This is a genomic window from Sinorhizobium alkalisoli (genome assembly GCF_008932245.1).
In the GTDB taxonomy this organism is placed as follows: Bacteria; Pseudomonadota; Alphaproteobacteria; order Rhizobiales; family Rhizobiaceae; genus Sinorhizobium; species Sinorhizobium alkalisoli.
The window spans coordinates 29,454-54,304 of record NZ_CP034910.1 but is presented as its reverse complement, the minus strand read 5'-3'; the positions used below and the strand labels follow the sequence as shown (position 1 = coordinate 54,304).

General features: G+C 62.7%; 22 protein-coding genes and 2 pseudogenes. 15 read left to right on the top strand and 9 right to left on the bottom strand.

Annotated elements, in window-relative coordinates; genetic code table 11:
- Positions 1–38 precede the first annotated feature (38 nt).
- From EKH55_RS17850 to EKH55_RS17840, 3 genes are all read left to right on the top strand, one after another.
- Positions 39–1,307, top strand: coding sequence for a glycerate kinase type-2 family protein (locus tag EKH55_RS17850; protein WP_151612095.1), 1,269 nt, complete (start codon positions 39–41; stop codon positions 1,305–1,307).
- A 38-nt stretch (positions 1,308–1,345) separates the two neighbouring features.
- Positions 1,346–1,834: an ureidoglycolate lyase gene (locus EKH55_RS17845; RefSeq protein WP_151613863.1), complete on the top strand. Its 489-nt coding sequence runs from the start codon at positions 1,346–1,348 to the stop codon at positions 1,832–1,834.
- 71 nt (positions 1,835–1,905) lie between these two features.
- A complete protein-coding gene (locus EKH55_RS17840; RefSeq protein ID WP_151612093.1) occupies positions 1,906–2,820 on the top strand; it encodes a DUF930 domain-containing protein in 915 nt (304 codons plus the stop codon).
- Positions 2,821–3,005: 185 nt separating this feature from the next.
- Here the strand turns inward: EKH55_RS17840 and EKH55_RS17835 are convergent, their stop codons facing one another.
- The 4 genes from EKH55_RS17835 to EKH55_RS17820 form a co-directional block, all read right to left on the bottom strand.
- Complete coding sequence (locus tag EKH55_RS17835) at positions 3,006–4,253, bottom strand: efflux RND transporter periplasmic adaptor subunit (RefSeq protein ID WP_151612091.1); 1,248 nt, start codon at positions 4,251–4,253, stop codon at positions 3,006–3,008.
- A 4-nt stretch (positions 4,254–4,257) separates the two neighbouring features.
- Positions 4,258–6,621 (bottom strand): ABC transporter permease, encoded by a 2,364-nt coding sequence (locus EKH55_RS17830; protein WP_151612089.1) that lies wholly within the window; start codon positions 6,619–6,621, stop codon positions 4,258–4,260.
- Between the two features lie 117 nt (positions 6,622–6,738).
- Positions 6,739–7,038, bottom strand: coding sequence for a DUF2933 domain-containing protein (locus EKH55_RS17825; protein WP_151612087.1), 300 nt, complete (start codon positions 7,036–7,038; stop codon positions 6,739–6,741).
- A 25-nt stretch (positions 7,039–7,063) separates the two neighbouring features.
- Positions 7,064–7,729, bottom strand: coding sequence for a Spy/CpxP family protein refolding chaperone (locus EKH55_RS17820; protein ID WP_151612086.1), 666 nt, complete (start codon positions 7,727–7,729; stop codon positions 7,064–7,066).
- Between the two features lie 575 nt (positions 7,730–8,304).
- Between EKH55_RS17820 and EKH55_RS30155 the strand changes: the two are divergent.
- Positions 8,305–8,456, top strand: a pseudogene (locus EKH55_RS30155) (cation transporter); the annotation flags it as partial.
- 145 nt (positions 8,457–8,601) lie between these two features.
- On the opposite strand, the gene EKH55_RS17815 reads toward EKH55_RS30155, so the two are convergent.
- Positions 8,602–9,174: a cytochrome c gene (locus EKH55_RS17815; RefSeq protein ID WP_151612084.1), complete on the bottom strand. Its 573-nt coding sequence runs from the start codon at positions 9,172–9,174 to the stop codon at positions 8,602–8,604.
- 609 nt (positions 9,175–9,783) lie between these two features.
- Between EKH55_RS17815 and EKH55_RS17810 the strand changes: the two are divergent.
- Both EKH55_RS17810 and EKH55_RS17805 read left to right on the top strand, forming a co-directional pair.
- A pseudogene (locus EKH55_RS17810) lies at positions 9,784–10,162 on the top strand (hypothetical protein); the annotation flags it as partial.
- A gap of 238 nt (positions 10,163–10,400) precedes the next feature.
- Positions 10,401–10,982: a DUF305 domain-containing protein gene (locus EKH55_RS17805; protein WP_151612082.1), complete on the top strand. Its 582-nt coding sequence runs from the start codon at positions 10,401–10,403 to the stop codon at positions 10,980–10,982.
- A 201-nt stretch (positions 10,983–11,183) separates the two neighbouring features.
- On the opposite strand, the gene otnK is transcribed toward EKH55_RS17805, so the two are convergent.
- The 4 genes from otnK to EKH55_RS17785 all read right to left on the bottom strand — a co-directional run bounded on the left by otnK (position 11,184) and on the right by EKH55_RS17785 (position 15,661).
- The gene (gene otnK, locus EKH55_RS17800; protein WP_151612080.1) at positions 11,184–12,464 is read right to left on the bottom strand and encodes a 3-oxo-tetronate kinase; all 1,281 of its coding nucleotides are present in this window, start codon (positions 12,462–12,464) and stop codon (positions 11,184–11,186) included.
- A 3-nt stretch (positions 12,465–12,467) separates the two neighbouring features.
- The gene (gene otnI / locus EKH55_RS17795) at positions 12,468–13,244 is read right to left on the bottom strand and encodes a 2-oxo-tetronate isomerase (RefSeq protein ID WP_151612078.1); all 777 of its coding nucleotides are present in this window, start codon (positions 13,242–13,244) and stop codon (positions 12,468–12,470) included.
- Positions 13,245–13,254: 10 nt separating this feature from the next.
- Entirely contained in the window at positions 13,255–14,175 is a 921-nt protein-coding gene (gene ltnD / locus EKH55_RS17790; protein ID WP_151612076.1) for an L-threonate dehydrogenase, read from the bottom strand.
- 169 nt (positions 14,176–14,344) lie between these two features.
- Positions 14,345–15,661, bottom strand: coding sequence for an MFS transporter (locus tag EKH55_RS17785; RefSeq protein ID WP_151612074.1), 1,317 nt, complete (start codon positions 15,659–15,661; stop codon positions 14,345–14,347).
- A 198-nt stretch (positions 15,662–15,859) separates the two neighbouring features.
- Here EKH55_RS17785 and EKH55_RS17780 point away from each other — a divergent pair, with 198 nt between their 5' ends.
- The 9 genes from EKH55_RS17780 (at position 15,860) to EKH55_RS17740 (ending at position 24,849) form a co-directional block, all read left to right on the top strand.
- Positions 15,860–16,864: a LacI family DNA-binding transcriptional regulator gene (locus tag EKH55_RS17780; RefSeq protein ID WP_151612072.1), complete on the top strand. Its 1,005-nt coding sequence runs from the start codon at positions 15,860–15,862 to the stop codon at positions 16,862–16,864.
- 19 nt (positions 16,865–16,883) lie between these two features.
- Complete coding sequence (otnC, locus tag EKH55_RS17775; RefSeq protein WP_151612070.1) at positions 16,884–17,561, top strand: 3-oxo-tetronate 4-phosphate decarboxylase; 678 nt, start codon at positions 16,884–16,886, stop codon at positions 17,559–17,561.
- A gap of 155 nt (positions 17,562–17,716) precedes the next feature.
- Positions 17,717–18,499, top strand: a complete 783-nt coding sequence (locus EKH55_RS17770) for a FadR/GntR family transcriptional regulator (RefSeq protein WP_151612068.1) — start codon at positions 17,717–17,719, stop codon at positions 18,497–18,499.
- A gap of 37 nt (positions 18,500–18,536) precedes the next feature.
- Complete coding sequence (gene denD / locus EKH55_RS17765; protein WP_151612066.1) at positions 18,537–19,520, top strand: D-erythronate dehydrogenase; 984 nt, start codon at positions 18,537–18,539, stop codon at positions 19,518–19,520.
- 1 nt (position 19,521) lies between these two features.
- Positions 19,522–20,298, top strand: a complete 777-nt coding sequence (locus tag EKH55_RS17760; protein WP_151612065.1) for an SDR family oxidoreductase — start codon at positions 19,522–19,524, stop codon at positions 20,296–20,298.
- Between the two features lie 85 nt (positions 20,299–20,383).
- A complete protein-coding gene (locus EKH55_RS17755; RefSeq protein ID WP_151612063.1) occupies positions 20,384–21,451 on the top strand; it encodes an ABC transporter ATP-binding protein in 1,068 nt (355 codons plus the stop codon).
- A gap of 150 nt (positions 21,452–21,601) precedes the next feature.
- On the top strand, positions 21,602–22,912 hold the full coding sequence (locus tag EKH55_RS17750; RefSeq protein ID WP_069461112.1) for an ABC transporter substrate-binding protein: 1,311 nt from the start codon (positions 21,602–21,604) through the stop codon (positions 22,910–22,912).
- 88 nt (positions 22,913–23,000) lie between these two features.
- Positions 23,001–23,933, top strand: a complete 933-nt coding sequence (locus tag EKH55_RS17745; RefSeq protein WP_151612061.1) for a carbohydrate ABC transporter permease — start codon at positions 23,001–23,003, stop codon at positions 23,931–23,933.
- Between the two features lie 13 nt (positions 23,934–23,946).
- Positions 23,947–24,849 (top strand): carbohydrate ABC transporter permease, encoded by a 903-nt coding sequence (locus EKH55_RS17740; RefSeq protein WP_151612059.1) that lies wholly within the window; start codon positions 23,947–23,949, stop codon positions 24,847–24,849.
- Positions 24,850–24,851 lie beyond the last annotated feature (2 nt).

Sequence of the window (24,851 nt, the reverse complement as noted above, 5' to 3'; positions counted from 1 at the left end):
GAGCCGCCGCCCGGGTCTTTTTCGAAAGGGAGGGATTTATGGCCGTTATCGCCAATCCGCGTGCATTCCTGGAGACCTTATTCACGGCGGCGGTCGCCGCCGCCGACCCGGCGGGCGTCATCGCGGCCAATCTGCCGAAGCGGCCGAAGGGGCGCACCGTCGTCGTTGGTGCCGGCAAGGGCGCCGCGCAAATGGCGCGCGCCTTCGAACGGCTGTGGGACGGGCCGCTTGGCGGCGCCGTCGTGACCCGCTACGGCTTCGGCGTTCGCTGTGAGCGCATCGACGTACTCGAAGCCGCCCATCCCCTGCCGGACGAGAATGGTCTCATGGCGTCGCGCCGGCTTCTTGCCGAGGTCGACGGCCTGACCGAGCACGATCTCGTCGTCGCGCTGATCTGCGGCGGCGGCTCGGCGCTGCTGCCGGCACCGCCGCCGGGGCTGTCACTCGAGGATGAAATCGCCGTCAACCGCGCGCTGCTTGCCTCCGGTGCGCCGATCCGGGCGATGAATGCGTTGCGCAAGCAGGTCTCCCTGATAAAGGGCGGCCGGCTGGCTGCGGCCGCCCATCCGGCGCGCGTGGTTTCGCTCGTCGTTTCCGATATTCCCGGTGACGACCCCGCTCTCGTCGCCTCCGGTCCGACGATTGCCGACCATTCGAGCCGCTTCGATGCCATGAACACCATCGAGCGCTACCGACTATCTCTGCCGGGCGCGGTCATGCGGTGGTTGGCGTCGATGGCGGCGGATGCGCCGACGCCATTCGATTCGCGTTTTGCCCGCAATGAAGTGCGGCTGATCGCGTCCGCTGGCGTTTCGCTGGAGGCCGCAGCGGCAAAAGCGCGGGCGACGGGAGTTGCGGCAGCCATTCTGTCGGATTCCATCGAGGGCGAGGCGCGCGACGTCGGGCTGGTCCATGCCGCCATCGCCCGCGAGGTGGCGACGCGTGAACGCCCCTTCCAGAAGCCAGTTGTCCTTCTTTCCGGCGGCGAGAGCACCGTCACCATGCGGGGCACAGGCAAGGGTGGCCGCAACGGCGAATTCCTGCTGTCGCTCGCGCTCGGCATCGACGGCGTTCAAGGCATCTCGGCCCTGGCCGCCGACACGGATGGCATCGACGGTTCCGAAAACAATGCCGGCGCATTCGCCGACGACAGGACGGCCGGCCGGCTCCTCAAGCGCGGGGCCGGTGCAGCGGCGCTGCTCGATGACAACGACAGCTGGACCGCTTTCGACCTGCTCGGCGATCTCTTCAAACCCGGGCCGACCGGCACTAACGTCAATGATTTCAGGGCGATACTGATCCAATGAGCGAGATAGAAGCAAAACTGCATGGCAGAGTTCAAGCGATGTCCCTGCCGATCCGGCCCCTGACCCCTGCTGCCTTCGCGCCCTTCGGCGATGTGATCGAAATGGACGCGGCAAAGAGCTTTCCGATCAACGCCGGCAAGTGCACCCGCCACCATGATCTTGCCCAGGTCGAGGCGACCGGGCCGGGCGCGCGGGTGCTGATTAGCCTGTTGCGCGGCGAGCCCTATGACCTGCCGCTGACGCTGACCATGGTCGAGCGCCATCCGCTCGGCAGCCAGGCTTTCGTGCCGCTGACGAAAAACACATTTCTCGTCGTCGTTGCGCCGGATCAAGGTGGCCATCCGGGAACGCCGATCGCCTTCGAGACCGCGCCCGGCCAGGGCGTCAATATCGCACGAAACGTCTGGCACGGCATCCTGACGCCGCTTCATGGGATTTCCGACTTCGTCGTCGTCGACCGCGGCGGCGAAGGCTGCAATCTGGAGGAGCATTTCTTCACTGCCCCCTATCGCATCGAGCACGGGTGACGGCATTCACCCTTGTTGTAAGGCGGTCGAGCTCTTAGGTTCCGCGGATAGTGTCCGCGGACTTTCGAGCAATGCAACGCGTCATCAGGAAAATGTGGGGGGAAACCGGTTGGGGCATACCGACCTCGGTCGCCCTGCATCTGGCCCTGGCGTTCTTGCTGCTGGTCCGATTGCCAGAGCATGGCCCGCCGGCGCAGGAGAAAAGCGTGAATGTCGAGCTCGTTCCACCGCCGTCGCAAGCGGAGGAGAAGTCGCCGGAAGAACGTACGGAGCCGAGTCCGGAGCGAGCGCGTGCGCAGCCGCAGGCATTCGAGTCCGCTTCCGCGCGGCTCGACAAGGAAAAGCCCACTCAGCCGCAATTGCCCCCGGCGGCACCAAAGACGATCGATCTTTCACGGCCGAAGCCGGAGAGTGCCGCGAAAGACGAACCGTCCGTTATCAGGACGGCACCTGCGGAATTGCGTGTTGAAGCTAAGGAGGCTGTCGACGCGGCCGCCGATGCCGTGGCGCCGCCGAGTGCGCCCGTTCCCGAGGCGAAGCCCACGCCCCAGGCCGCCAAGGCGGATAAGGCCGCAAATCCCGAGCAGACAGCACCCGAGCGTCAGGCGCCAGCGCTCCAAGAAGCACGGGAACTCTACTCCAAGGATGCGCTGTCCGATCCGCGCGTCAAGCAGGCGATCGGTCGGCTGCCGCCAAAGAGGCGTATCGTCCAGCTATGCACCATCGAGGCGCTCGAGCAGATCCGTCGGCAGAGACCCGATGCCTTTCCGGACATGCTCGTGCCGTTCGGCCCGTCGGGAGGGTTGGTTTCTCCCGATGGCATGAGTGCCAATGGCGGCGCCTTCCGCAGCCAGCGGAAATGGTACGCGGTTGATTTCAAATGCGAGGTCAGCTCCGAGACCACGGCGGTCGTCTCCTTCAGTTACGCCATTGGCAAGGCGATCCCGAAAAGCGAGTGGGCAGCGCGGCAATTGCCGAGGGACTAGCCTATAGCCAAGCAAGTCCTCTCAAGCAGATACGAATTTCGGGCCGATGCGCCCACTGACGAAAACCTAATCTAACACTTAGTACCGGAACAGAATACCGCTCTCGACCCGTTGCTGTCGTTCAATCATCTCGCTGTGAACGACAGCTCCGCCGCGCTTAAGCGGACAAAGAGTCTCATAAGAGGCTACTCTAGGGAGCGCGTCTCGCGCTCCGCCACCGCCGTACCCTCGGCCACCCGGTCGCTTGGATGCAGCAAGACCCTGTCCCCTGGAGAAAGCCCCGACAACACCTCGACCAGTTTGCTGTTTCGCTGTCCAGTGCGCACGATCGTGGCACGGGCACGACCGTCCTTGACCGCAAAGACGGCCCAGTCGTCGCCGCGCCGGAACAGCGCGCTCACAGGTATGGTCAGGGCGTCTGCCGATTCCCAAATGGCCACGTGAACGATGACCCGGAAGTCGTGACCCAGTCGGGCCCAGGATTCGGGTGGATCGACGAGATCGATCACGGTGCCGACGCGCTGTTCCTCAATGCCGAGGGCCGAGACCTTGACAAAACCGGCGGGGTCGACTCGCTTCACCCGGCCGCGCACGATCGGTCCACCCCAGCCGTCAATGGTGACCGCAGCACCGGTCTTGATCTGTACGGCCTCGGTCGAGAGAAAATCCGCGACGATCTCGAGGTCCTTCGGATCGCCGATCTGGACGAGCGGCGCGCCGGCCTGAACGACTGCTTCGTCCTCCTGGACGATCCTGAGCACGCGGCCGTTCACGGGTGCGCGGATTTGGACGCAGCAGCCTTCGCCGGCGCTTGCATCCGCCTCGGACGATCCGGTGAGGTGCGCCGATGCCACCGCCTGCTCTCGCCGCCGGACCTCGAGCTGTGCCTTCGCCGTCGCGAGTTGGGCCTCGATCGTCTCGAGATCGAACCTCGCCTTTTCCAGGTCCCGCGCGGAAATCGTGTCGCTGCGCGCAAGCCCCTCCGCGCGCGCAAGCTCGGCACGAGCGAAGCTGACTGCCGCTTCGATGCGGCGTATTTCGGCCTCCGCCAAGGTCACCACGGCGTTTGCCGCGACGAGCGCCGCCTCCAGTTCCGCGCGAGAGCGGACGTCGAGCAGGCCGGGAGTCACTGGCTCCATGACCGCGACGATCGTCTTGCCCACGATCACCTCGTCGCCGACATGCAAAGAGGTCTGGTCGTGACCGTCGGGCCGAGAGATACGGAGGACCTTTCCGGTAACGGGCGCGGATACGGTGTAGACATGCCGGACCCGCGTTCGTGCCTCTTCGTCGACCGTCACGGCCATCGGCACCCTCGCCGCCGGTGCCGTGTCGACGGGCACCGGCCGCGGCCAGGCGAACCAGACGGCGGCAGCAGCCGCCGCCCCGACAGTGATAAGCCATCCGGCCCGTTTCAGCCACTTCCTTTGCACGGCCCTATTCCCTGGTTTTGAGCACGGACACCAGGTCCAACTCGTAAACGCGACGCCCGACAACAAGCGCCGAAATCAATGCTGCGAAGAAGACGATCGCTGTCGCCAGCACATAGGTGGCATTCTCGACGACGAGGGGCGCGCGCATGAGCTCCCCGGCAAGCTGCTTGTTCATCACCCATGAAAGGCCGTAGCCGATTGCCCAACCCGGCGGCTGGGCAAGGGCGACAATGACGGCCAGTTCGAGTAGCAGAATGCGCATCGTCTCGCCCTGGCTGAAGCCAAGGACTCTGAGTGTTGCGAGTTCGCGCGCATGCTCCGAAAGCGAGATGCGGGCGCTGTTGTAGACGACGCCGAAGGCGATCACGACGGACAGCCCAGTATAGATTCCGGCCATCGTCGTGACGATGATCGCCAGGCTCTGACGGAAGTTCACGAGGGACACACGCTGCAGCGCGACCCCCGCAACCGTCGGTATCCGCTTTATGGCCTCGTAGAGCAGATCAAGCTTGCCGTCATCCACACTGAGATGGACGCCATTCACCGTGGGGGCTTCGCGCAACAAGCGGGAAAGCGCTTGCGCGTCCATCATCGCGGCAATGCCGAAATAATCCTCCACCAGGGCGGCTACGGTCAGTTGAATCGTCCGCCGCCGGCCGTCGAGCAGGTCCACTTCGACTATGTCGCCCACGCGCGCATCCAGAAGGCGCCCGAGATAGGCGGAAATTGCCACCCCCGCCTCCGGCAAGCTGACGGTGCGCAGATCGACATCGATAATCCGGCTGAGGTCTGCGCCGGCGGGCCTCCCGGACAGCAATGTCCTGCGCTCGCGGCTTCCCTTTCGGACGCGGATGGGGACCTGACGATAAGGTTCGACCGCAAGCACGCCGGGCAGTCTGCTCACATCGAACAGAACCGTCTCCGGCCGCTTCTCCGCGAAGCTGATCGTTGCATCCTGGCGATCGGCCATGAAGTAGGTCACGTCGATCAGTTCCTCCATGGCATTGCGGACGAACAGCGAGACGACGAGAATGCCGGTCGCAAAGGCCATGCCCAGCGTCGCCAGGGCTGCCCGGATCGGCTTCCGGGCGATGTTTCTGAGCATCATCATCGTTCGCCGCGAGATGAGCGTACCGAATGTAGGCCATCCGAGCAGCAGGCGTCGGAACGTCGGGGGAGCCGGCGGCTGCATCGCGACCGCCGCCTGCAACGAGGTGATCTCGCGAAGGGAGCGGAGCGCGCCCCCCAGCGCAGCCGCCGTGCTGAGAACAGCCGCAAGGACATAGACGTTGAAATTCTCGGAGAAGACGAGGAACGGGAAGCGGTAATACTCGCCGAAAAGCCGCGTCACATAGGAACCCAGCCAGGTCCCCGCCGCACTGCCGATCATGATGCCGATGAGGGCGGTAGCGGCGACGAATTTCAAATAGTGCACGACAATGCTGGTGTCTCGGTACCCCAGTGCCTTGAGAAGCCCGATCTGCTCCCTTTCGAGCGCCACGAGTCGGCTGAGCGTCAGGTTGACGAGAAAGGCGCTGACGATGAGGAAAATCGGCGGCAGGGTGCGGCTCATGTTCCTGAGCATGTCGAGGCCGTGATTGAGATAGGCATGGGACGTCTGATCCTTGCGTCCGTAGGCTGCGCCGCCGCCATAGCGCTCAAGCAGGTCATCGATCGCATCGATGACGTCGGTTTCCACCGCATCCGGCATCAACTTGAGGCTCACCGACGAGAACGCGCCATCGAGATCGCAGGCCTCGGCCAGGGCGCGCTCCGACATCCAGATCACACCGAAGCGGCGATCGTCGGGCATGCGATCGCCGGGCCCGATCGCGTAGACAAGTTCCGGCGACAGTGCGATACCCACGATGGTAAGCTCGCGCTTTCGGCCGTTGAGCGTAGCCGAGAAGCGGTCTCCCGGTTCAAAGGAGTGCGCCTTCGCAAAGCTCTCATTGACCATTACCTCGTCCGGATCGTTCGCGTCCGGCAAGCGCCCGACTCGCATATAAGGCCGATTGAGAAGCGGCGGACCATTCTCCGGAAGAGAAATCAAACGGCCGGTCGCCGGCTCGCGAAAGTTCGGTATGTCTAGCAGTGCGAATTCGGCGATGCGGGCCTCGACCGCGGCGACGCCGGAGATCTCGGCGATCCTCGCGACAAGCGTTTTCGGAGCCCGCGTCACTTCCGCGAATATGTCGGCGAACTGGTGCCTCTCGTAATAGGCCGTGCGCGTCTCATCCAGCGATCGGAACGATCCGGTCGACATCACCAACGATGCGACACCACCAGCGACCACGAGGGCGATGGCGAGGACCTGCCCCCAAAGTCGCCGCAAATCCCGCTGCAATTTGGTATCGAGCGTGCTCATGCGTCACCAACCGAGCGCCCCGGCGCCGAGAGGACCAATTCAGCCCTCAGCATGGAACCTGCCGCGCGCGCCATGCCTCCCGCGAAATAAGAGGAGGAGAGCGTCGCCTCGGCCGGCTCAATCAGCCCTCGATTTCTCCCCCGCTCCCGACTGCCACTCGTGCTTGTGCGCTCCATGGCTTCCATAACCATGGTGAAACAGGTGCAGGAGTGGGCAGGCAAGGACAAGCAGATAAGGCAGGTAGCTGAATGCGTGCAGGCGATGCTCCGAGAGGAGGAGAAAGCCACCGATCAACAGGAAGCCGCTCAGCACGATCCCTGTGTTCGATCGCCAGAATCCGGCTGGCTCCGCACCTTCGCGATCATGTCCGCTGTGCAACTCCGGCGCCGGTTGCCCAGCGCGGTCTTCGCTGCTCATCGCGATGGCCTCCCCGGCCGTTCGTTCACATCATTCCCATCATCGGCGGCAGGAGCAGCCTGTCCGCCATCTGTTTCTGCGTTCCGTCGAGCGCCTGATAGAGAGGAGCGAGAGCTCCCTTCAGCTTGCGCACTCCGTCGAGCCGGTTTGCGAGAGCGCTTTCCCGGAACTCAATGCGCTGCAATGGGGTCGCCGCGGGCCCACCCGGTCCCATTGCGCCCGGCATTTGCATCATGCCATCCTGCACGCCGCGGGCGTTGGCGCGCAGAACCTCGGCGAAGGCGTTCCACAACGACTCTTGCTCGGGTTTTATCTTGAGTTCCGTCTTCAGGAACGCGAGACGCCCCTCGATGTGTTCGGGGGCCATCATCTTGGCCATCAGTCCCATATCGGGTGGGCCCATCGGCCCTTGACCCGCGCCCATCATGCCCAGTGGCGCCTGGCCGCCGCCCATCATCCCCAGTGGCGCCTGGCCGCCGCCCATCATCCCCATCATTCCGCTCATCATGCCACCGGACATCATGCCGTGCGGCATCATGGCGCTCGGGCTGGTGGCGGGGGCTTGCGTTTGCGTCGTTTGCTCGCTCATCTGTCCGGCTGTTGACTCCGGGTGATGTGCGTCTTCGGAAAAGCCCGGCGTTCCGAGCAAAAACAGGGAACTCGCCAGCAGGATCATTCGCGGTGTCGCCATTTTCGTTTCTCCCAACTCATCCGGCTTGGCAGTCAGCTCGCAGCAAGGTGCCCGCAATTCTTCTGAAAATACCGCTAGCGCGAAAATCCACCTTGATGCGGATCAAGCTCGACTTCGAACAGACGGTCATAGCGCGCGCTGCGACCACCCTAAGCAACATCAACCAGCATCGGCGTCCGCGTCCCCTTTCCTGAAGGAAGGCGCGGCACGCGTGCGCCAAGGACCCGATCCGCGGAATGATGGTCGACAAGGCGACGGCGCTAATCGCCGATCGTGGCGGGCGCATAGACTGTTTCCGCCGTCAGAATTGTCTGCGGAATTCCGAGGATCGGAGCGAATCATCCGGACGGCAGGCGCGTCCGGCAATGCGAGCTGTCGACGATCGACAATACCTTCCTCTTTGCCGGGGCACTCTGGGACGACGTTCATCAAGTTCGGCCAGGCCCTCAGCATTCGCCGCGACATACTGCTCGACGCCGAGGCTCTAATCGCCGCTGGATGAAAACTCAGTGGCAGGTCACCTCATTTTTTTGGAAGAATTATCTGACGGTGCGGTGGCAATGGGAATCGCTCCGATGACTGCATTGACACAGATCGAAAAATCCTCACTTCAGCACCAGTCTCCACCGAACTTCGGCATCGAAGGCACGACGTGCGCCTCCTGCCTGCGACATGTCGAAAAGACCATCTCGTAGTGCCCGGCGTCTTCTCGGCGAACGTCAATCTGGTCGAATCTGCCGGCAGGCATTGCCGTACTGATCACGACGACCGTGCTCTCAATCTGCAAGCCGCGGTCTGATGCGATACGGTTGGCGCAAACAGCACAGAAAGCTCGGGAAACGGCTATAACGAAGCAAACTCGGCGCCTGTGACTACTCGGTCTGGAGGCGAAACTTGGCGTGGCAGGAGGTGCAAGTCTGCAGCATCATGTGAAACGCGTGCTCTGCGGGGATCGACGCGACGTCCCGCGTCGCCTGCGGCTTCCTCGCAATCGGCCCACCCATCATCGCATCGCCGCCCTGCATTCGCATTTCAGGACCGAGAACATCCGGGTTGCGATTGGCCGCGATCGAAAGCGCCGAGGCGTAGACGCCAAGTTCGGCCGCCAGGTCGTGGAACTTCGGTCGCTCAGTTTCGATGATTGAACTGGCCTTCGAGCCGGCGGCAGTGACGGAGCCGTCAAACAGCGAAGACAGCCTTTCCCCAGAATGCGCCCTGATGGATTCGGCGGCCGCTTTGAACGCCTTCGCATCATAAGGTGACGTGCCTTTGAACATGTCGTTGATCCTTTTGGCCGCGGCCGCCATCGCTTTCATGTCCCGTTGCCTTTCCTGAACCAGTTTGTCGGATGAAACCACCTGTGCCGCCGCTGCCGAAATGGCCGCGGCGGCAACCGCGGCCGCCACAAGGATGGGGGCAGACCATTTCACCGCTTTCGAACACATCCAGATGCAATCCTTCCCAAAATATTCGTCGGGCGCCGCGCTCCGTGAGCGCTCGTCGCCGTCCGGAGACGCGCAAGAGAATTGCTGGCCATCTTGGTCGTAATTATGTTTCTGTCCGCGTCACTACGGCCTGCAAGGCACGAAACCTGGTAGCCCTTCTTGGTGGAACGAACGTGCTATGCTGTCGATTGATGGCAGCGAGCGGAGGATGGCCTTGACGTTCAATTGCCGACCGACCAAAGCAGTCGCCGACGCTCGCGGCGACGAGAAGCCGGGCCGTTGAGAATTGCCTTGACGCAAGCAGGTCGGCACGGGTTCGGACTGGAAAGGCAGCAAAGGTCGCAGCGCCGAATGCGACGAGTGAAAGGCTGAGATACGTGCTCAGATTTGTCATCGGACCTCGTGCGGATCGAGGAACGGGAACGGCGATGCGCCCTTCCATGCCCGGCCATTTCTTGCTTGGCCCTGCCATCGTTGGAACCATAACATCCGTCTTCAGCCAGATAGATTCCGCGGCCGTTCGTTGCGGTGCCACATAATAGACGCGAATCGCGTGTCTGCATGAACTGGCAATTGACAACTTTGGGACCGATGCTCGTCCTCGGTTGGATGAGTATGTTTCGAATCACATTGCAGAAGATGCTGGTTCTGCTCCGCTTGGCGATTGTCATGTCGCTGACGGGTTACTCATTGCCGAAGGCTTCTGCCGCAATGCATGGCGCTTCGTACAATCCTGAAATCGCGCAGTCCGACAACCATCATCGTGAGATGGCGAGCGGCGGGCATACGCATGGCGACCACAAATCCTTCCCGAAAGATGCCCAGAAGCTTGTGAAGCAGTAATGTTTGCAAGGGCTTCTGCGTCAGCATGGCGATCGTCGGGGAGGCCGAGGCCGTCGGCGGACCGCGCGTAGCCTCCATTCGCCGATTCATCGATGACGCCCGAACCACGGGCGAGCTTCCTGCACTGCACCGTCCCCCGAACATCGTAGCCGTGCACCGGCAGCCAGCCCAGCGCTCGCCGGATGCTCTTTATCGAGCCTGCCCGCTCCCGATTTGGACGGCGCTGAAAACGCCTGCTACTGCTGCTGAAGTTCCGGCATCCTCGCAGCTCTCAATGCATTCACCGGACTCGAAAATTCAGCGCGTCGGGCATGCCCGGCAGTGTTGAATATGAACAAAAAGCCAACTTATCCGTTTAGCGCCTGAACCGGGAGGTCGCGGCGATGGATCAGCATCAAATGATGAGTATGGGGTGGGGACGCTTCGCGGCGATGATCGCCACATCGACGGTAATCATGTTCTTTCTGATGTACCAGCTCGTTTACAGTTGGGACCATGCGCTGTTCAGCTTGACCCGGTTCATTTCCTCCCTGGTGATGGGCTGCGTCATGACAGCGGTAATGCTGGCTTTCATGTGGCGGATGTACCGACCAGAAGTCGCGAAAATTGCGGTACTTGCGGTGGCGATCATCGGCGGCGGCGCGCTACTGACTGTGAACCGCAGCCAAGCGCTAATCGGCGATGTCGACTTCATGAAAGCGATGATTCCGCATCACTCCATAGCTATCAACAACGCGCGACAGGCTGACATTCGTGATCCGCGTGTGCGCTATTTGGCAGATAGGATTACTCGTGATCAGGTGAAGGAAATTGCCGAAATGAAAATGCTGATCGAGGACATCGAGCAGTTCGGCAGGCGCGCCAACGAACCGCTGGCCGCCGGCCCTGCGACTTTGAAGAGCGAGGGTGCGAGCGAAGCTCGGGATTTGTTGAGCGGCAAATTACTGACGGAAAAGCCGCTGTAGTCGAGAGGGCCAGTGTTGCTTCCCCTCAAGCTCTTGTGAGCCGGAAGTGTCGAGATGTCGGCTTCTCGCATGGATTGCCGCCACCCAAGGGGTTGCTGTCCAAGCTCCGCTTTCCACCACCCAATTCGGCCATTTATCACGGGCACCAAGTCGCAGGTTCTGATCGCACGACCGTGGGCTATTCCGGAACCTGCCTCAGCATCAGTGCATCTTCGCCAATGCCGCAGCAAAGAAGTCCTCGCCGCCGAAATTGCCTGATTTCAGAGCCATCAGCATCTCGCCCTGCTCATTGCCAACGGTGCGGAGCACCGGTACGCCGGGCGCGATCTCCGGGCCGATCAGGAAAGCAGGAATGGCAAGCCGGTCGACGGTGGCGCCGGAGGTCTCGCCGCCGGCGACGACGAGACGCTTCACGCCGCGCGCCACAAGCTCGCTGGCAATCGCTGCCGTCGCAGCTTCGATGGCGTGACCGGACGCCTCCCGTCCGTATTGCGCCTGCAGCCGTGAGACGATGTCGGGTGCGGCGCTTGCGGCAATGACGAGGGGCCCTGCCGCGATCCGCTCGCCGGCCCAGGCAATTGCCGCGGCAATCTCGTCGGATCCCGTGAGCAGCCTTTCCGTGTCGAGCCGCAAGACCGGCATCGATCGTTCGGCGACCTCGATCTGCCGCAATGTCGCCGCCGAGCAACTGCCGGCGACGATTGCCGCCAGACCACCGACGGGGCGAATGGCGTCGGTCGCCGTACCGCCCGGCGGGGATGCGCGGCCGGACCGTGCGATCGCCCGCGCAAGGCCGAGCCCAAGGCCGGAGGCGCCCGTCGACAGGGCCGTCTGCCACGCCACTTCGCCGAGCGTCTCGAGGTCGTTTTCCGCGACCGCATCGGCGATCGCCGTCGCTACGCCCGTCGCATTCATCGCCCTGATCCGTGCCATCACCGCGTCAGGTCCTGCCATCACGGTCGGAAGGTCGACGAGCCCAACCGCGCCGCGCGACTGCCGCGCCATTACTCGCACCAGATTGGGATCATGCATCGGGTTCAGCGGATGGTCCTTGAGCGGACTTTCGTTGAGCGGCTGACCGTTGACGAAGAGATGGCCGAGATAGACGGTGCGCCCCGTTTCCGGGAAGGCCGGGGTGATCAGGACGGTCCCGCCGCCTGCGGCCTCGCTCAGCGCTTCCGTCACCGGGCCGATATTGCCCCGATCGGTCGAATCGAAGGTCGAACAGACCTTGTAGAGCACATGCGCGGCGCCCCGGTCACGCAGCCACCTTTCGGCCTTCAAAGCGGCCGCAACGGCCTCACCGGCGGCGACGGACCGGATCTTGAGCGAGACGACGACGGCGTCGACGTCCGGCAAGGCAAGAGCGGGGGAGGGGATGCCGACCGTCTGCACCGTGCTAAGCCCGTTCTTCGTCAGCGTGTTCGCGAGATCGGAGGCGCCGGTGTAATCGTCGGCGATCGAACCGAGGAGTATGGCCATCTTTCAGCTCCTTGCGAACGGTTTCAACCAGCCGAGGCCGTCGAGCGTCGACCCGCGGGGCGTGTATTCGCAGCCGACAAAGCCGCTATAGCCGAGCCTGTCGATTTCCCCGAAGAGAAAAGGATAGTTGAGCTCCTCCCCATCCGGCTCGTGCCGGGATGGCACACTGGCGATCTGGATATGGCCGATGATCGGCATTAGGCGGCGAAGCGCCATGGTTACGTCGCCATGGATAATTTGGCGGTGATAGATGTCGAACTGCAGCTTCAAATTGGCGTGGCCGAGTTCCGAGATCACCCGCTCGGCGCTGCCGAAATCATTGAGGAAGTAGCCCGGCATGTTGCGGCCGTTGATCGGCTCGATCACCAGGTCGAGCCCCTTGTCGGCAAGGCGCTCTGCCGCGTAGGCCGCCGAGCGCCGATAGGCGATCGTTGCCGCCGCATCGGCAGGATCGGCAAGCCCCGCCATCAGGTGCAGCCTTTTGACGCCGGTCGCTTCCGCATAATCGAGCGCCCGTTCGACATCCGCCTTCATCTGGTCGAAGCGGCCGGGAAGGGCTGCGATGCCGCGCTCGCCTGCGGCCCAATCGCCCGGCGGCAGATTGAAAAGCGCCTGCTGCAATTCGTTGCGCGCCAGCCGCTCGGCAACCGCCTCTGGCGGCGCCTCATAGGGAAAGAGGCATTCGACGGCGGTGAAACCCGCCGCGGCGGCGGCGTCGAAGCGGTCGAGGAACGACCACTCGTTGAACATCATCGTCAGATTGGCGGCAAAGACCGGCATGGCTGCGCTCCTAACTCTTGCTCGGCAACGTGGTGCCGGAAAGCTGGGCATAGAGGCGCGCGAGCGAGGAATCGTCGTCGCGGCCCATGCCGGCGCCGGACGCAGCGAGATACATCTGCAGCGCGGCCGCCACCAGCGGCACCGGATAGCGCTCGGCGCGCGCCATGTCCTGGACGATGCCGAGATCCTTGACGAAGATCTCTATGGCGCTGAGCGGTGTGTAGTCGCCTGCGAGCACGTGCGGAACGCGGTTCTCGAACATCCAGGAATTGCCGGCCGAAGCGGTGATCACTTCATAGACCTTTTGAAGATCAAGACCCTGCTTGGCCGCAAAGCTGATCGCTTCGCAGGCGGCGGCGATATGCACGCCGGCAAGCAGTTGGTTGATCATCTTGAAGGCGGCGCCGATCCCGGACACGTCGCCCAGTTCATACACTTTGGCGGCCATGGCATCGAGCGCCGGACGCGCCGCGGCAAAGGCCTGGGGCGAGCCCGACGCCATGATCGTCAGCTCGCCTTTCGCGGCTCTAGCAGCGCCGCCCGAAATCGGTGCATCGAGATAGTGGAGCCCGAGCGCCTCGAGCCGCTGAGCCAGCCTGCGCGCGACAGCTGGGTCCATCGTCGCCGATGAAATGAAGACCGACCCAGGCTTCATTGCCCTCGCGATCCCGTCGGGGCCGAAAAGCACCGCTTCCGTCTGTTGCGCATTGACGACGACCGACACCACGATATCGGCACCCTCAACCGCATCCGTCAGGTTTTGCGCAGCGCGGCCGCCCTCGGCGAGGAAGCGCTCCACCGCGTTCTCGGTGATGTCGTAACCGACAACCTCAAGGCCGGCGCGCACCATCGACTGCGCCATGCCGAAGCCCATGGAGCCGAGACCTATCACGGCCGCACGGGGGTCGTGATTTTCACCATTCAATGACATGACAGTATCTCCCGTCGTGAGTTTGGCGACCCCTCCGGATTGACGGCCGGGAGGGGTTTTTTGGCTTCCAAGCAGGTTCCGCAAAGTGTCCCACGGTTTTGCAATCAGAACCTGCGGCAATCCTAAGGAGTCTAAGCAGATACTCGTCGGTCAACCGATGGATTTCTGCTTAGCGGTTGACGCTTTTGGCCGGCACCGCCAACACCGCGAGCGCGCCGACAACAAGAACGGCGGCCAGGAAATACATGCCTGCGCTGTTGCTGCCGGTGAAATCCTTCAGATAGCCGACCATAAACGGTCCGAGGAATCCGGCAAGGTTGCCGACCGAGTTGATCCAGGCGATGCCGGCGGCGGCGCCGGTCCCGGCGAGGAAGGCCGTCGGGAGCGACCAGAACAGCGGCGCGCAGCTGATGGCGCCGGCGGCGGCAAACGAAAGGCAGAGAATGGCGACAGTCGTGCTTCCTGCCATGGTCGCGGTGACGAAGCCGCCCGCCGCGATCAGAGCCGGGACGATCAGATGCCACCGGCGCTCGCGCAGCCGGTCCGAGGAGCGCCCGAGCGCCAGCATGGCGACGAAGGTGAATATATACGGAATGGCGGAGATCAGGCCGATCTGCAGGTTTCCGGCCACGCCCGAGGCTTTGACCATGGTCGGCATCCAGAAATTCAGTCCGTATTGCCCGAGAACGAAGCAGAAATAGATGAGGCACAACAGCCAGACGCGCGGATCAGTCATGGTCGAGGCGATGTCGTGCGGGCTAGAGGCTTTCGCTCGGTTGTCGGAGCTGATGTTCACGATGAGTACGATCTTTTCGACGTCCGTGAGCCATTTGGCGTCGCCAATCCTGTCGTCAAGGTAAAACAGGGTGACCATGCCGAGCAGGACGGCGGGGATTGCCTCGATGAGGAACATCCATTGCCAGCCGGAGAGGCCATGGGTCCCATGGAAACTGTCGATGATCAGCCCGGACAGCGGATTGCCGAAGATGGCCGAGATCGGAATCGCCGACATGAAGGTCGCAACAATTCTGGCGCGACGGTGTGACGGGTACCAGCAGGTGAGATAGAGGATTATGCCCGGGAAGAACCCCGCCTCGGCCACCCCGAGCAGAAAGCGCAGGACGTAGAATACCGTCTCCGACGTCGTGAACACAAAGGCGGCGGAGATGGCGCCCCACGTGATCATGATGCGCGCGATCCATACGCGGGCACCGACCCGGTTGAGGATGACGTTGCTCGGTACTTCGAACAGGAAGTAGCCGATGAAAAAAATCCCCGCGCCGATGCCGTAGGCCGCTTCCGAAAGGCCGAGCTCGCTCGACATCTGCAGCTTGGCGAATCCGACATTGACGCGATCGAGATAGGCGACCATGTAGGACAGCATCAAAAACGGGATAATTCTCCAAAAGACCTTGGCATAGGCGCGGTCTTCGACTGCCCGATCCAGATATGCGCCATCGACCGGCACCGGTGTTTGCAGCGTCATGATTTCCTCCACTTCTTGAATTGCCATGCAATCGCCCGACGAGGCGCGTCCCACAAAAGTGGCAGCGCTGCCATAATTATCTACGACAGTTTGGCAGCGCTGCCAAGAGGAAAATGGTAGCGCTGCCAAAAAAACTGATGTTGAATGGAACGCGGCTGGTTCTTGATGTCACCGCAATCAGGCCGGAGCAGGGTTCTAATGAGTGTGGATTTCAAGCAGCAGGGGACGGTAACACTGGCAGAGGTGGCGGAAGCGGCCGGCGTCGGCGAGAGTACAGTTTCACGTGTCCTGCGAAACGAAGGTTCCTTTTCTCGAAAGGCGCGGGACCGGGTGATGGAAGCCGTCGAGCGGCTCGGTTACGTGCCGAACCGGATAGCCGGGACGCTCGCCTCCGCCGGCTCGCGTCTCGTCGCCTTCGTCATACCCTCGCTCTCGAACATTGTTTTTCCCGACCTGTTGCGCGGCGCAAGCGGCGTGCTGGAGGCAAACCAGCACCAGGCTGTTTTCGCCGTTACCGACTACGATCCGGGGCGTGAAGAGGCGCTCGTTGCGGCGATGCTCGCCTGGCGGCCGACGGCGGTGGTGCTCGCGGGCTTCGAACACAATGAGGGCACGCGCAAGATGATGCGCGCGAGCGGCCGCCGGGTCGTGGAGGTGCTCGACGTGGACGGCGAACCGGTGGATATCGCTGTCGGCTTTTCCAACCGCGCGGCCGGCCGGGAAAGCGCTGCGTTTCTGTTGAAGCGTGGCTATCGCCGGATCGGATATGTTGGCCATGATGTCGAGCGCGATACGCGTGCCGGAAAGCGTTACGCCGGCTTCTGCGCGGCGCTGGAGACAGCCGGTTTCCCGCTCGTGGATCGGCAGATCAGTCCAGGCCCCTCGTCGGTGGAAAGCGGAAGACAGGGCTTGGAACAGCTGCTTGCCCGTTCGCCTGGCCTCGATGCCGTCTACTTCTCGAACGACGACATGGCGATCGGTGGCTATTTCCACTGTCTCGCGCGAGGAATTTCGATCCCCTCGCAACTGGCGATCTTCGGCTATAACGGCCTCGACATCGGTCGGGCAACACCGCAGCCGCTCTCGACCATCCGCACGCCCCGGGTGATGACGGGGCAGGTGGCCGCAGAGCTCGTCGTTTCGAACGCACCGTCGCAGGTCGTCGACCTCGGTTTCGAACTTGTCGAAGGCGCAACCGCCTGAACTCGAAAGGACCGCCCCCATGTCCGAGACGCGTCTGCGCGAGGAAATCTGCCGCTACGGCCGTTCGCTATTCGAGCGAGGGCTCACTCCAGGCTCCTCCGGCAACATATCGCTGCGCCTCGACGATGGCGGCTGGCTGGTGACGCCGACCAACGCCTCGCTCGGGTTCCTCGATCCGGCCCGCATTTCCAGGCTCGACGAAGAAGGACGGCTCGTTTCCGGCGACAAGCCCACGAAGGAGATCCCGCTGCACTCCGCCCTCTATGAGACGCGCGGCAGCGCGCGGGCGATCGTCCATCTGCATTCGACCCATGCGGTGGCGCTCACCATGCTGCCCGAAATCGATCCGCGCGCCGTGTTGCCGCCGATGACGCCTTATTATCTCATGCGTGCCGGCGAAACGGCGCTCGTGCCCTATTACCGCCCCGGAGATCCCGCGGTCGCCGATGCGATCCGAGGCCTGGCCGGCAAATATTCCTCCGTGCTGCTTGCCAACCACGGCCCGGTGGTCGGCGGCGAAAGTCTCGAGGCGGCGGTGTTCGCGACCGAGGAGCTCGAGGAGACCGCAAAGCTCTACCTGCTGCTGCGCAATCTCAATCCGCGCTATCTGACCCCGGCGCAGGTCGAGGATCTCGTGAAGACCTTCGGGCTCGAACTGCCTTCGCATGAGAACCGTGAAGACCACGATCACGGGTGACCGGGTCGTCCCGTCATCATGCACTGCAAACGAGAGCGCGGAATTTTTTTTGTGCGGCGCGGCAACGAAGAGGGGTTGACCCGACGCCCGCTTTGCTCCCTACTCATCATACTGATCCGGTGGACCAACCAGTTGATCAGTCGGAGGCGGTGAGAGTGAACGGCAGTCCAATCCTCACGCAGATGCCGAAGGTCGGCCGGAGCCTTGAGCGCCGGACCGCGCGCGAGGTGATTTCCGACAAGCTAATGGTGCTGGTCGCGACCAACATGCTGCGGCCGGGCGACGAACTGCCGGGCGAACGGGAGCTGGCAAGTGTGCTCCACGTCAGCCGAGAGACTGTACGCGGCGCAATCCAGACGCTCGCAGCGCGCGGCATCATAGAGGTTTCACAGGGCAGCCGCAGCCGCGTCGCCAACGTCGACCTCAGTCATTTGCCCGTGACGATCGCTTCGCCCAATGCCATCGACAGCTACGATCTCGAAGACGTCCACGCAGCCCGACTTCACATAGAGCTGAAGGTGGTGGGCGACGCCGCCGAGAACATGGATGAAGAAACGCTGCGCAAGCTCGAAGCCTTGCTGGAAACGCAAAGGCTCTGCGGCAACGACGCAATGCGCTTCCTCATCTGCGATCGCGAATTCCATGTGGCGATCTACCGAGCCTGCGGTAATCTGCTGCTGTCGGACTTCGTCACCGACCTGTACACCTATATGATGGATTATCGCCGCAGCGCCATGTCCCGGGCGGGCGCCATCGAGGCGAGCTATCAGGATCACAGCGTGATCGTCGAAGGCCTCCGGCGAGGGGACCGAGAGGCGGTCGTCGCGGCCTTCCGCCAACACTTGATGCGCATCTATCAGACCACGAAGGACCTGCTCGTCAAAGGCGCTGCGGGCGGCAAGAAGCAGAAGCACAAGGGAACGCTCAACCCGGATTGATCCGGACGGTGGCCGAACAGGAGGAGGTTCGCCGCGAATGCACGTCATGATCATCGGTGCGGCCGGCATGATCGGCCGAAAACTCGTCGAACGGCTGGCCGTGGAGCCGGATGCTCTCGGCCATGGGATCGCGCTGCTGACTTTGGTGGACGTGGTCGAACCGGTGGCCCCGGCAGCCCTTTCCGCGATTTCGGAGACGTTTGCGCTCGATCTCGCGTCGGAGGGCGGAGCCGAACGGCTCGTTGCTGCGCGGCCCGACGTGATCTTCCATTTGGCGGCAATCGTCTCCGGTGAAGCAGAGGCAGATTTCGACAAGGGCTACCGCGTCAATCTCGACGGCACACGGGCGCTGTTCGAGGCGATCCGCCAGGAAGGCCAGCGCGAGCGCTACACACCGCGCGTCATTTTCGCCTCGTCGATCGCCGTTTTCGGCCAGCCGTTCCCGGAGAAGATCGGCGACGAGTTCTTCACCACGCCGCTGACGAGCTACGGAACGCAGAAGGCGATTTGCGAGCTGCTGCTGACCGATTATACGCGGCGCGGCTTCTTCGACGGGATCGGCATCCGCCTGCCGACCATCTGCGTTCGGCCCGGCGCGCCGAACAAGGCGGCCTCCGGTTTCTTCTCCAACATTCTGCGCGAACCGCTCGCCGGGAAAGTGGCCGTGCTGCCGGTCGACGAAGACGTCCGACACTGGTTTGCAAGCCCGCGCTCGGCCGTGGGGTTTTTCGTCCACGCGGCACGCATGGATACCGACCGTATCGGGCCGCGGCGCAACCTCACCATGCCGGGACTATCGGCGCTGGTCGGCGAAGAGATCGAGGCGCTCGGGCGCGTCGCGGGAGCGAAGGCCGTCGGCCTCATCCGCCGCGAGCCGGATCCCGTCATCCGCGCGATCGTCGCCGGCTGGCCAACCAACTTCGATGCACGCCGGGCGCGCGAACTCGGGTTTACCGCCGAAACCAGCTTCGACGAGATCATCCGCATCCATATCGAGGACGAACTCGGAGGCAAGATCTGAGATGGCAGAAGGCAAGAAATCGGGCGAAGGCAAGATCGCCCTCGTGACGGGCGGCGGCACTGGCGTCGGACGCGGCATGGCAACGGCGCTGAGCGCCGAGGGCTACGCCCTCATCATCACCGGGCGCCGTTTGGATGTACTGCAGAAAACGGCAAACGAGATCGCGGCGGAAACCGGCGGCACCGTCCGGGCGGTTCCCTGCGACGTCGGCGACCCCAATCAGGTGGCGGGCCTTTTCGAGACAATCCGCCGTGAGTTTGGCCGGCTCGACCTGCTCGTCAACAATGCCGGCTCCAACGTGCCGCCGGTGCCGCTCGAGGAGATCAGCTTCGAGCAATGGAGCGGGATACTCGCCGCCAACCTGACGGGTGCATTTCTCTGCACCCAGCAGGCTTTTCGGCTGATGAAGGCGCAGGAACCGCGCGGTGGGCGCATCATCAATAATGGATCGATTTCGGCGACGACGCCGAGACCCAACTCCGCGCCCTATACGGCGACGAAACACGCGATCACGGGGCTCACCAAGTCGACCGCACTCGATGGGCGGCCCTTCGACATAGCTTGCGGCCAGATCGACATCGGCAATGCCGCAACGGACATGACGCAAAAGATGAGCAGTGGTGTGCTGCAGGCCAATGGCGAGATAGCGTCCGAGCCGACCATTCCGGTCAAGCACGTCGCCGAGGCCGTTGTCTACATGGCCGGCCTGCCGCTCTCGGCCAATGTTCTGACGATGACGGTGATGGCGACGAAAATGCCGCTGGTCGGCCGCGGATAGCGGTCAATGCTCTCCGCCCGCCCTATATCTCGCAGGGGCGATAACGTTGGCGTCCGGGGAGAATGAGGTTCTGGGAGGAGTGTAAATGGCAGGCGTGGATTTTGTCGATGTCAGGAAGTCCTTCGGTGCTTTCCCCGTCATCAAGGGCGTGAACATAGAGATCGAGGATGGCGAGTTCGTCATTCTCGTCGGTCCGTCCGGCTGCGGAAAATCGACTTTGCTCCGGATGCTGGCCGGGCTCGAAAACATCACCGCCGGCGAAATCCGTATTGGCAACCGTGTCGTCAATCGGCTGCCGCCGAAGGACCGCGACATCGCCATGGTGTTCCAGAACTACGCCCTCTATCCGCATATGACGGTTCGGGACAACATGGCCTTCTCGCTGATGCTGAAAGGATCGGCGAAGGACGACGTCGATAAGCGCGTCGGGGCGGCCGCCGACATTCTCGGCCTCTCAAGACTGCTCGACCGCTATCCGCGCCAGCTTTCCGGCGGTCAGCGCCAGCGCGTCGCGATGGGCCGGGCGATCGTGCGGGATCCGCAGGTGTTCCTGTTTGACGAGCCGCTGTCTAACCTCGACGCGAAGCTGCGCGTTGCCATGCGCGCCGAAATCAAGGAGTTGCACCAGCGCCTGAAGACGACCACCGTCTACGTCACCCACGATCAGATCGAGGCGATGACCATGGCCGACAAGATCGTCGTCATGCATGACGGCATCGTCGAGCAGATCGGGGCGCCGCTCGATCTCTACGACCAGCCGGCCAATCTTTTCGTCGCCGGCTTCATCGGCTCGCCGGCGATGAACATGCTCAATGGCCGGCTCGATGCGAACAATCCCAACGCCTTCCTGTCGGTGGACGGCACGGCTCTGCCCGTGGCGCGCCCGGCCGCCGCGGCACGGGGGCGCAATCTCATCTATGGCCTCCGGCCCGAATACCTGTCCCTCGATCCGAACGGATTGCCGGCCGAGGTCGTGGTGATCGAGCCGACCGGCTACGAGACTCAGATGATCGTCAAGCTCGGCGGCGCGGAGGTGACCGGTGTTTTTCGGGAACGCGTCAACGCCAGGCCCGGCGAGACGATCCGTCTGGCGATCGACAGCCAGCATGTTCACCTGTTCGACGCCGAAAGCGGCCGGCGACTGGTTGATTGAGGCCGCGCGGCAGACGGGGAGAGGGAGGAGCCCTCCTTGAGCCGCCGCGCGGACGATCGTCCGGCGACCTGCCGGGCATCGGGTGCATTCGTCAAGCGGGGCGGCGAATGCGGGAAGAAGATGCTCCCGCTGTTTGAAGGAGGAGTACCAATGCCGATAAAGAGACGTGATTTCCTCGCGGGTTCCGCGGCGCTCGCGGGCATGGCCGGGCTTCCGCTCAGCCCCCGACCGTCCTTCGCGCAAGCGGAGCCGACCTACACGCCGGAGGAGGGCGCAAGCCTGAGGCTCTTAAGATGGACCCCATTCGTCCAGGGCGACGAAGACGCCTGGCTTGCCAATACCAAGAAGTTCACCGAGACGACCGGCGTCGAGGTCCGTATCGACAAGGAGAGCTGGGAGGACATTCGCCCGAAGGCAGCCGTCGCAGCCAATGTCGGTTCTGGACCCGATATGGTGCTGTGCTGGTTTGACGACGCGCATCAGTACCCGGACAAACTCGTCGATCTGACGGAACTCGCCAATTATCTCGGCGAAAAATATGGCGGCTGGTATGACGGCTTGAAAGGCTATGCGACCCGTGACGACAAGTTCATAGCCATGCCGCTGACGGCGATCGGCAACGCGGTCTGCTACCGCGACAGCCATATGCAAGCCGCAGGCTTCAGCGAATTCCCCGAGGATACCGCAGGCTTCCTCGAGCTCTGCAAGGCACTGAAGGCCAAGGGAACGCCGGCTGGCTTCCCGCACGGCAAGGCCGTCGGCGACGGCAACAACTATGCCCATTGGCTGCTCTGGAGCCATGGGGGCAAGATGGTCGACGAGAACGGCAAGGTCACCATCAACAGCCCGGAGACGCTGGCTGCGATCAACTATGCCAAGCAGCTTTACGAGACCTTCATTCCCGGGACCGAAAGCTGGCTCGACATCAACAACAACCGCGCCTTCCTCGCCGGCCAGGTATCGCTGACGGCGAACGGCGTGTCGCTCTACTACGCGGCCAAGAAGGATCCGGCGCTTGCGGAAATTGCGGCCGATATCCGCACGACCAACTTCCCCGTCGGGCCGGTCGGGCAAAGCGTCGAGCTTCACCAGACGAGCTCTATCCTGCTCTTCAACCACAGCAAATATCCGGAAGCGGCCAAGGCGTACATCAAGTTCATGATGGAGGGTGATCAGATGAACGCCTGGATTCAGGGCTCCAGCGCCTATTGCTGCCAGCCGCTGAAGGCCTTTGCCGACAATCCGGTCTGGACGGCCGATCCGATCCACGCGCCCTATGCGAAGGCCTCCGCGACCTTGCGGCCAAACGGCTATGCCGGTCCGCTTGGCTATGCTTCCGCGGGTGTCATGGCCGATTACGTGCTAGTAGACATGTTCGCGACCGCGGTCACCGGCCAAATGACGCCGGAAGAGGCGATGGTTGAAGCGGAGCGGCGGGCAAACCGCTACTACCGCGTCTGAAGCTCGGGGCGGCGGTGAAACCGCCGCGGCACGCAAGGCGTCGGCGGCTGTTCCTGCCGACGCCATTCACTTCAGCCGGAGAAGACCGATGTCCTACACGTCGTCCGAGAAGCCGCCAGGCGCCATGGCGTCGCTGATGCAGAACAACAATGTGCTCGGCTTCCTGTTCATGCTGCCGGCCGCCGTCTTCCTAATCTGTTTCCTGACCTATCCTTTGGGCCTCGGCGTATGGCTCGGCTTCACCGATACGCGGATCGGTCGCGACGGCATCTTCATCGGCCTTGAGAACTACGAATTCCTGGCACGGGATTCGGTCTTCTGGCTCTCGGTCTTCAATACGCTTCTCTACACCTTCGTGGCGTCAATCCTGAAGTTCGTGCTGGGCCTCTGGCTGGCCCTGTTGCTCAACGAGAACCTACCACTCAAATCCTTCTTCCGCGCGATCATTCTTCTGCCCTGGGTGGTGCCGACGGTGCTTTCGGCGCTTGCCTTCTGGTGGATCTACGACTCGCAGTTTTCGATCATTTCCTGGTCGCTGATGCAGCTCGGCCTGATCGACGGGCCAATCAACTTTCTCGGCGATCCGACCAATGCGCGCGCTTCGGTCATTGCCGCCAATGTCTGGCGCGGCATTCCCTTCGTCGCGATCTCGCTGCTTGCCGGCCTTCAGACGATTCCGCCGTCGCTGCAGGAGGCGGCTTCGCTCGACGGGGCCACGAGTTGGCAGCGCTTCCGCTACGTCACGCTCCCGATGTTGACGCCGATCATTGCCGTGGTGATGACATTCTCGGTGCTTTTCACCTTCACCGATTTCCAGCTCATCTACGTGCTGACCAGAGGCGGACCGGTGAACGCGACGCACCTGATGGCGACACTTTCGTTCCAGCGCGGCATTCCGGGAGGCCAGCTCGGCGAAGGGGCGGCGATCGCAGTCGCGATGATCCCCTTCCTGCTCGCCGCGATCATGTTCAGCTTCTTCGGGCTGCAACGGCGCAAGTGGCAGCAGGGCGGCCAGGATTGAGCGGGAGGGGACAATGAATACCACCGTGACGAAAATCGAAGACGAGGTCCTCACCGATACCGCCGAGGGCATGAGCTATCTGAACCGTTTGCCGCGAAGGATCGTCGTGCTTTACCTGCCGATGGCGGTCTTCGTCTTCGTGCTGCTCTTTCCGTTCTATTGGATGGCGATCACCGCGATCAAGCCCAATGCGCAGCTGACCGATTATAACAATTACAGCCCCTTCTGGGTGGTGAGGCCGACGCTCGAGCATATCAAATACCTGCTTTTCGAAACCTCCTATCCCGGCTGGCTTTGGAACACGATGCTTGTTGCCGTGGGTTCGACGATCCTTTCTCTCGCCGCCTCGATATTTGCGGCCTATGCAATCGAGAGGGTGCGTTTCACCGGCGCGCGGCCGGTCGGGCTGATGATCTTCCTCGCCTATCTGGTGCCGCCGTCGATCCTCTTCATCCCGCTCGCCTTCATCGTCTTCAAGTTCGGTATCTACGATTCCAAGCTGGCTTTGATCTTCACCTATCCGACCTTCCTCATTCCGTTCTGCACCTGGCTGCTGATGGGCTACTTCCGTTCGATCCCGTTCGAGCTCGAGGAGAGCGCGCTGGTGGACGGCGCGACGCGATGGCAGATCCTCGTCAGGATCATCCTGCCGCTTGCGGTACCGGGACTGATTTCGGCCGGCATCTTCGCCTTCACGCTTTCCTGGAACGAGTTCATCTATGCGCTGACCTTCATCCAGTCGTCGGAGAACAAGACCGTACCTGTCGGCGTGCTGACGGAGCTCGTGCGCGGCGATGTCTTCGAATGGGGCGCGCTGATGGCGGGCGCGCTCTTCGGCTCGCTGCCCGTCGTCCTCCTCTATTCGTTCTTCGTCGACTACTACGTGTCGTCGATGACGGGTGCGGTGAAGGAGTGATG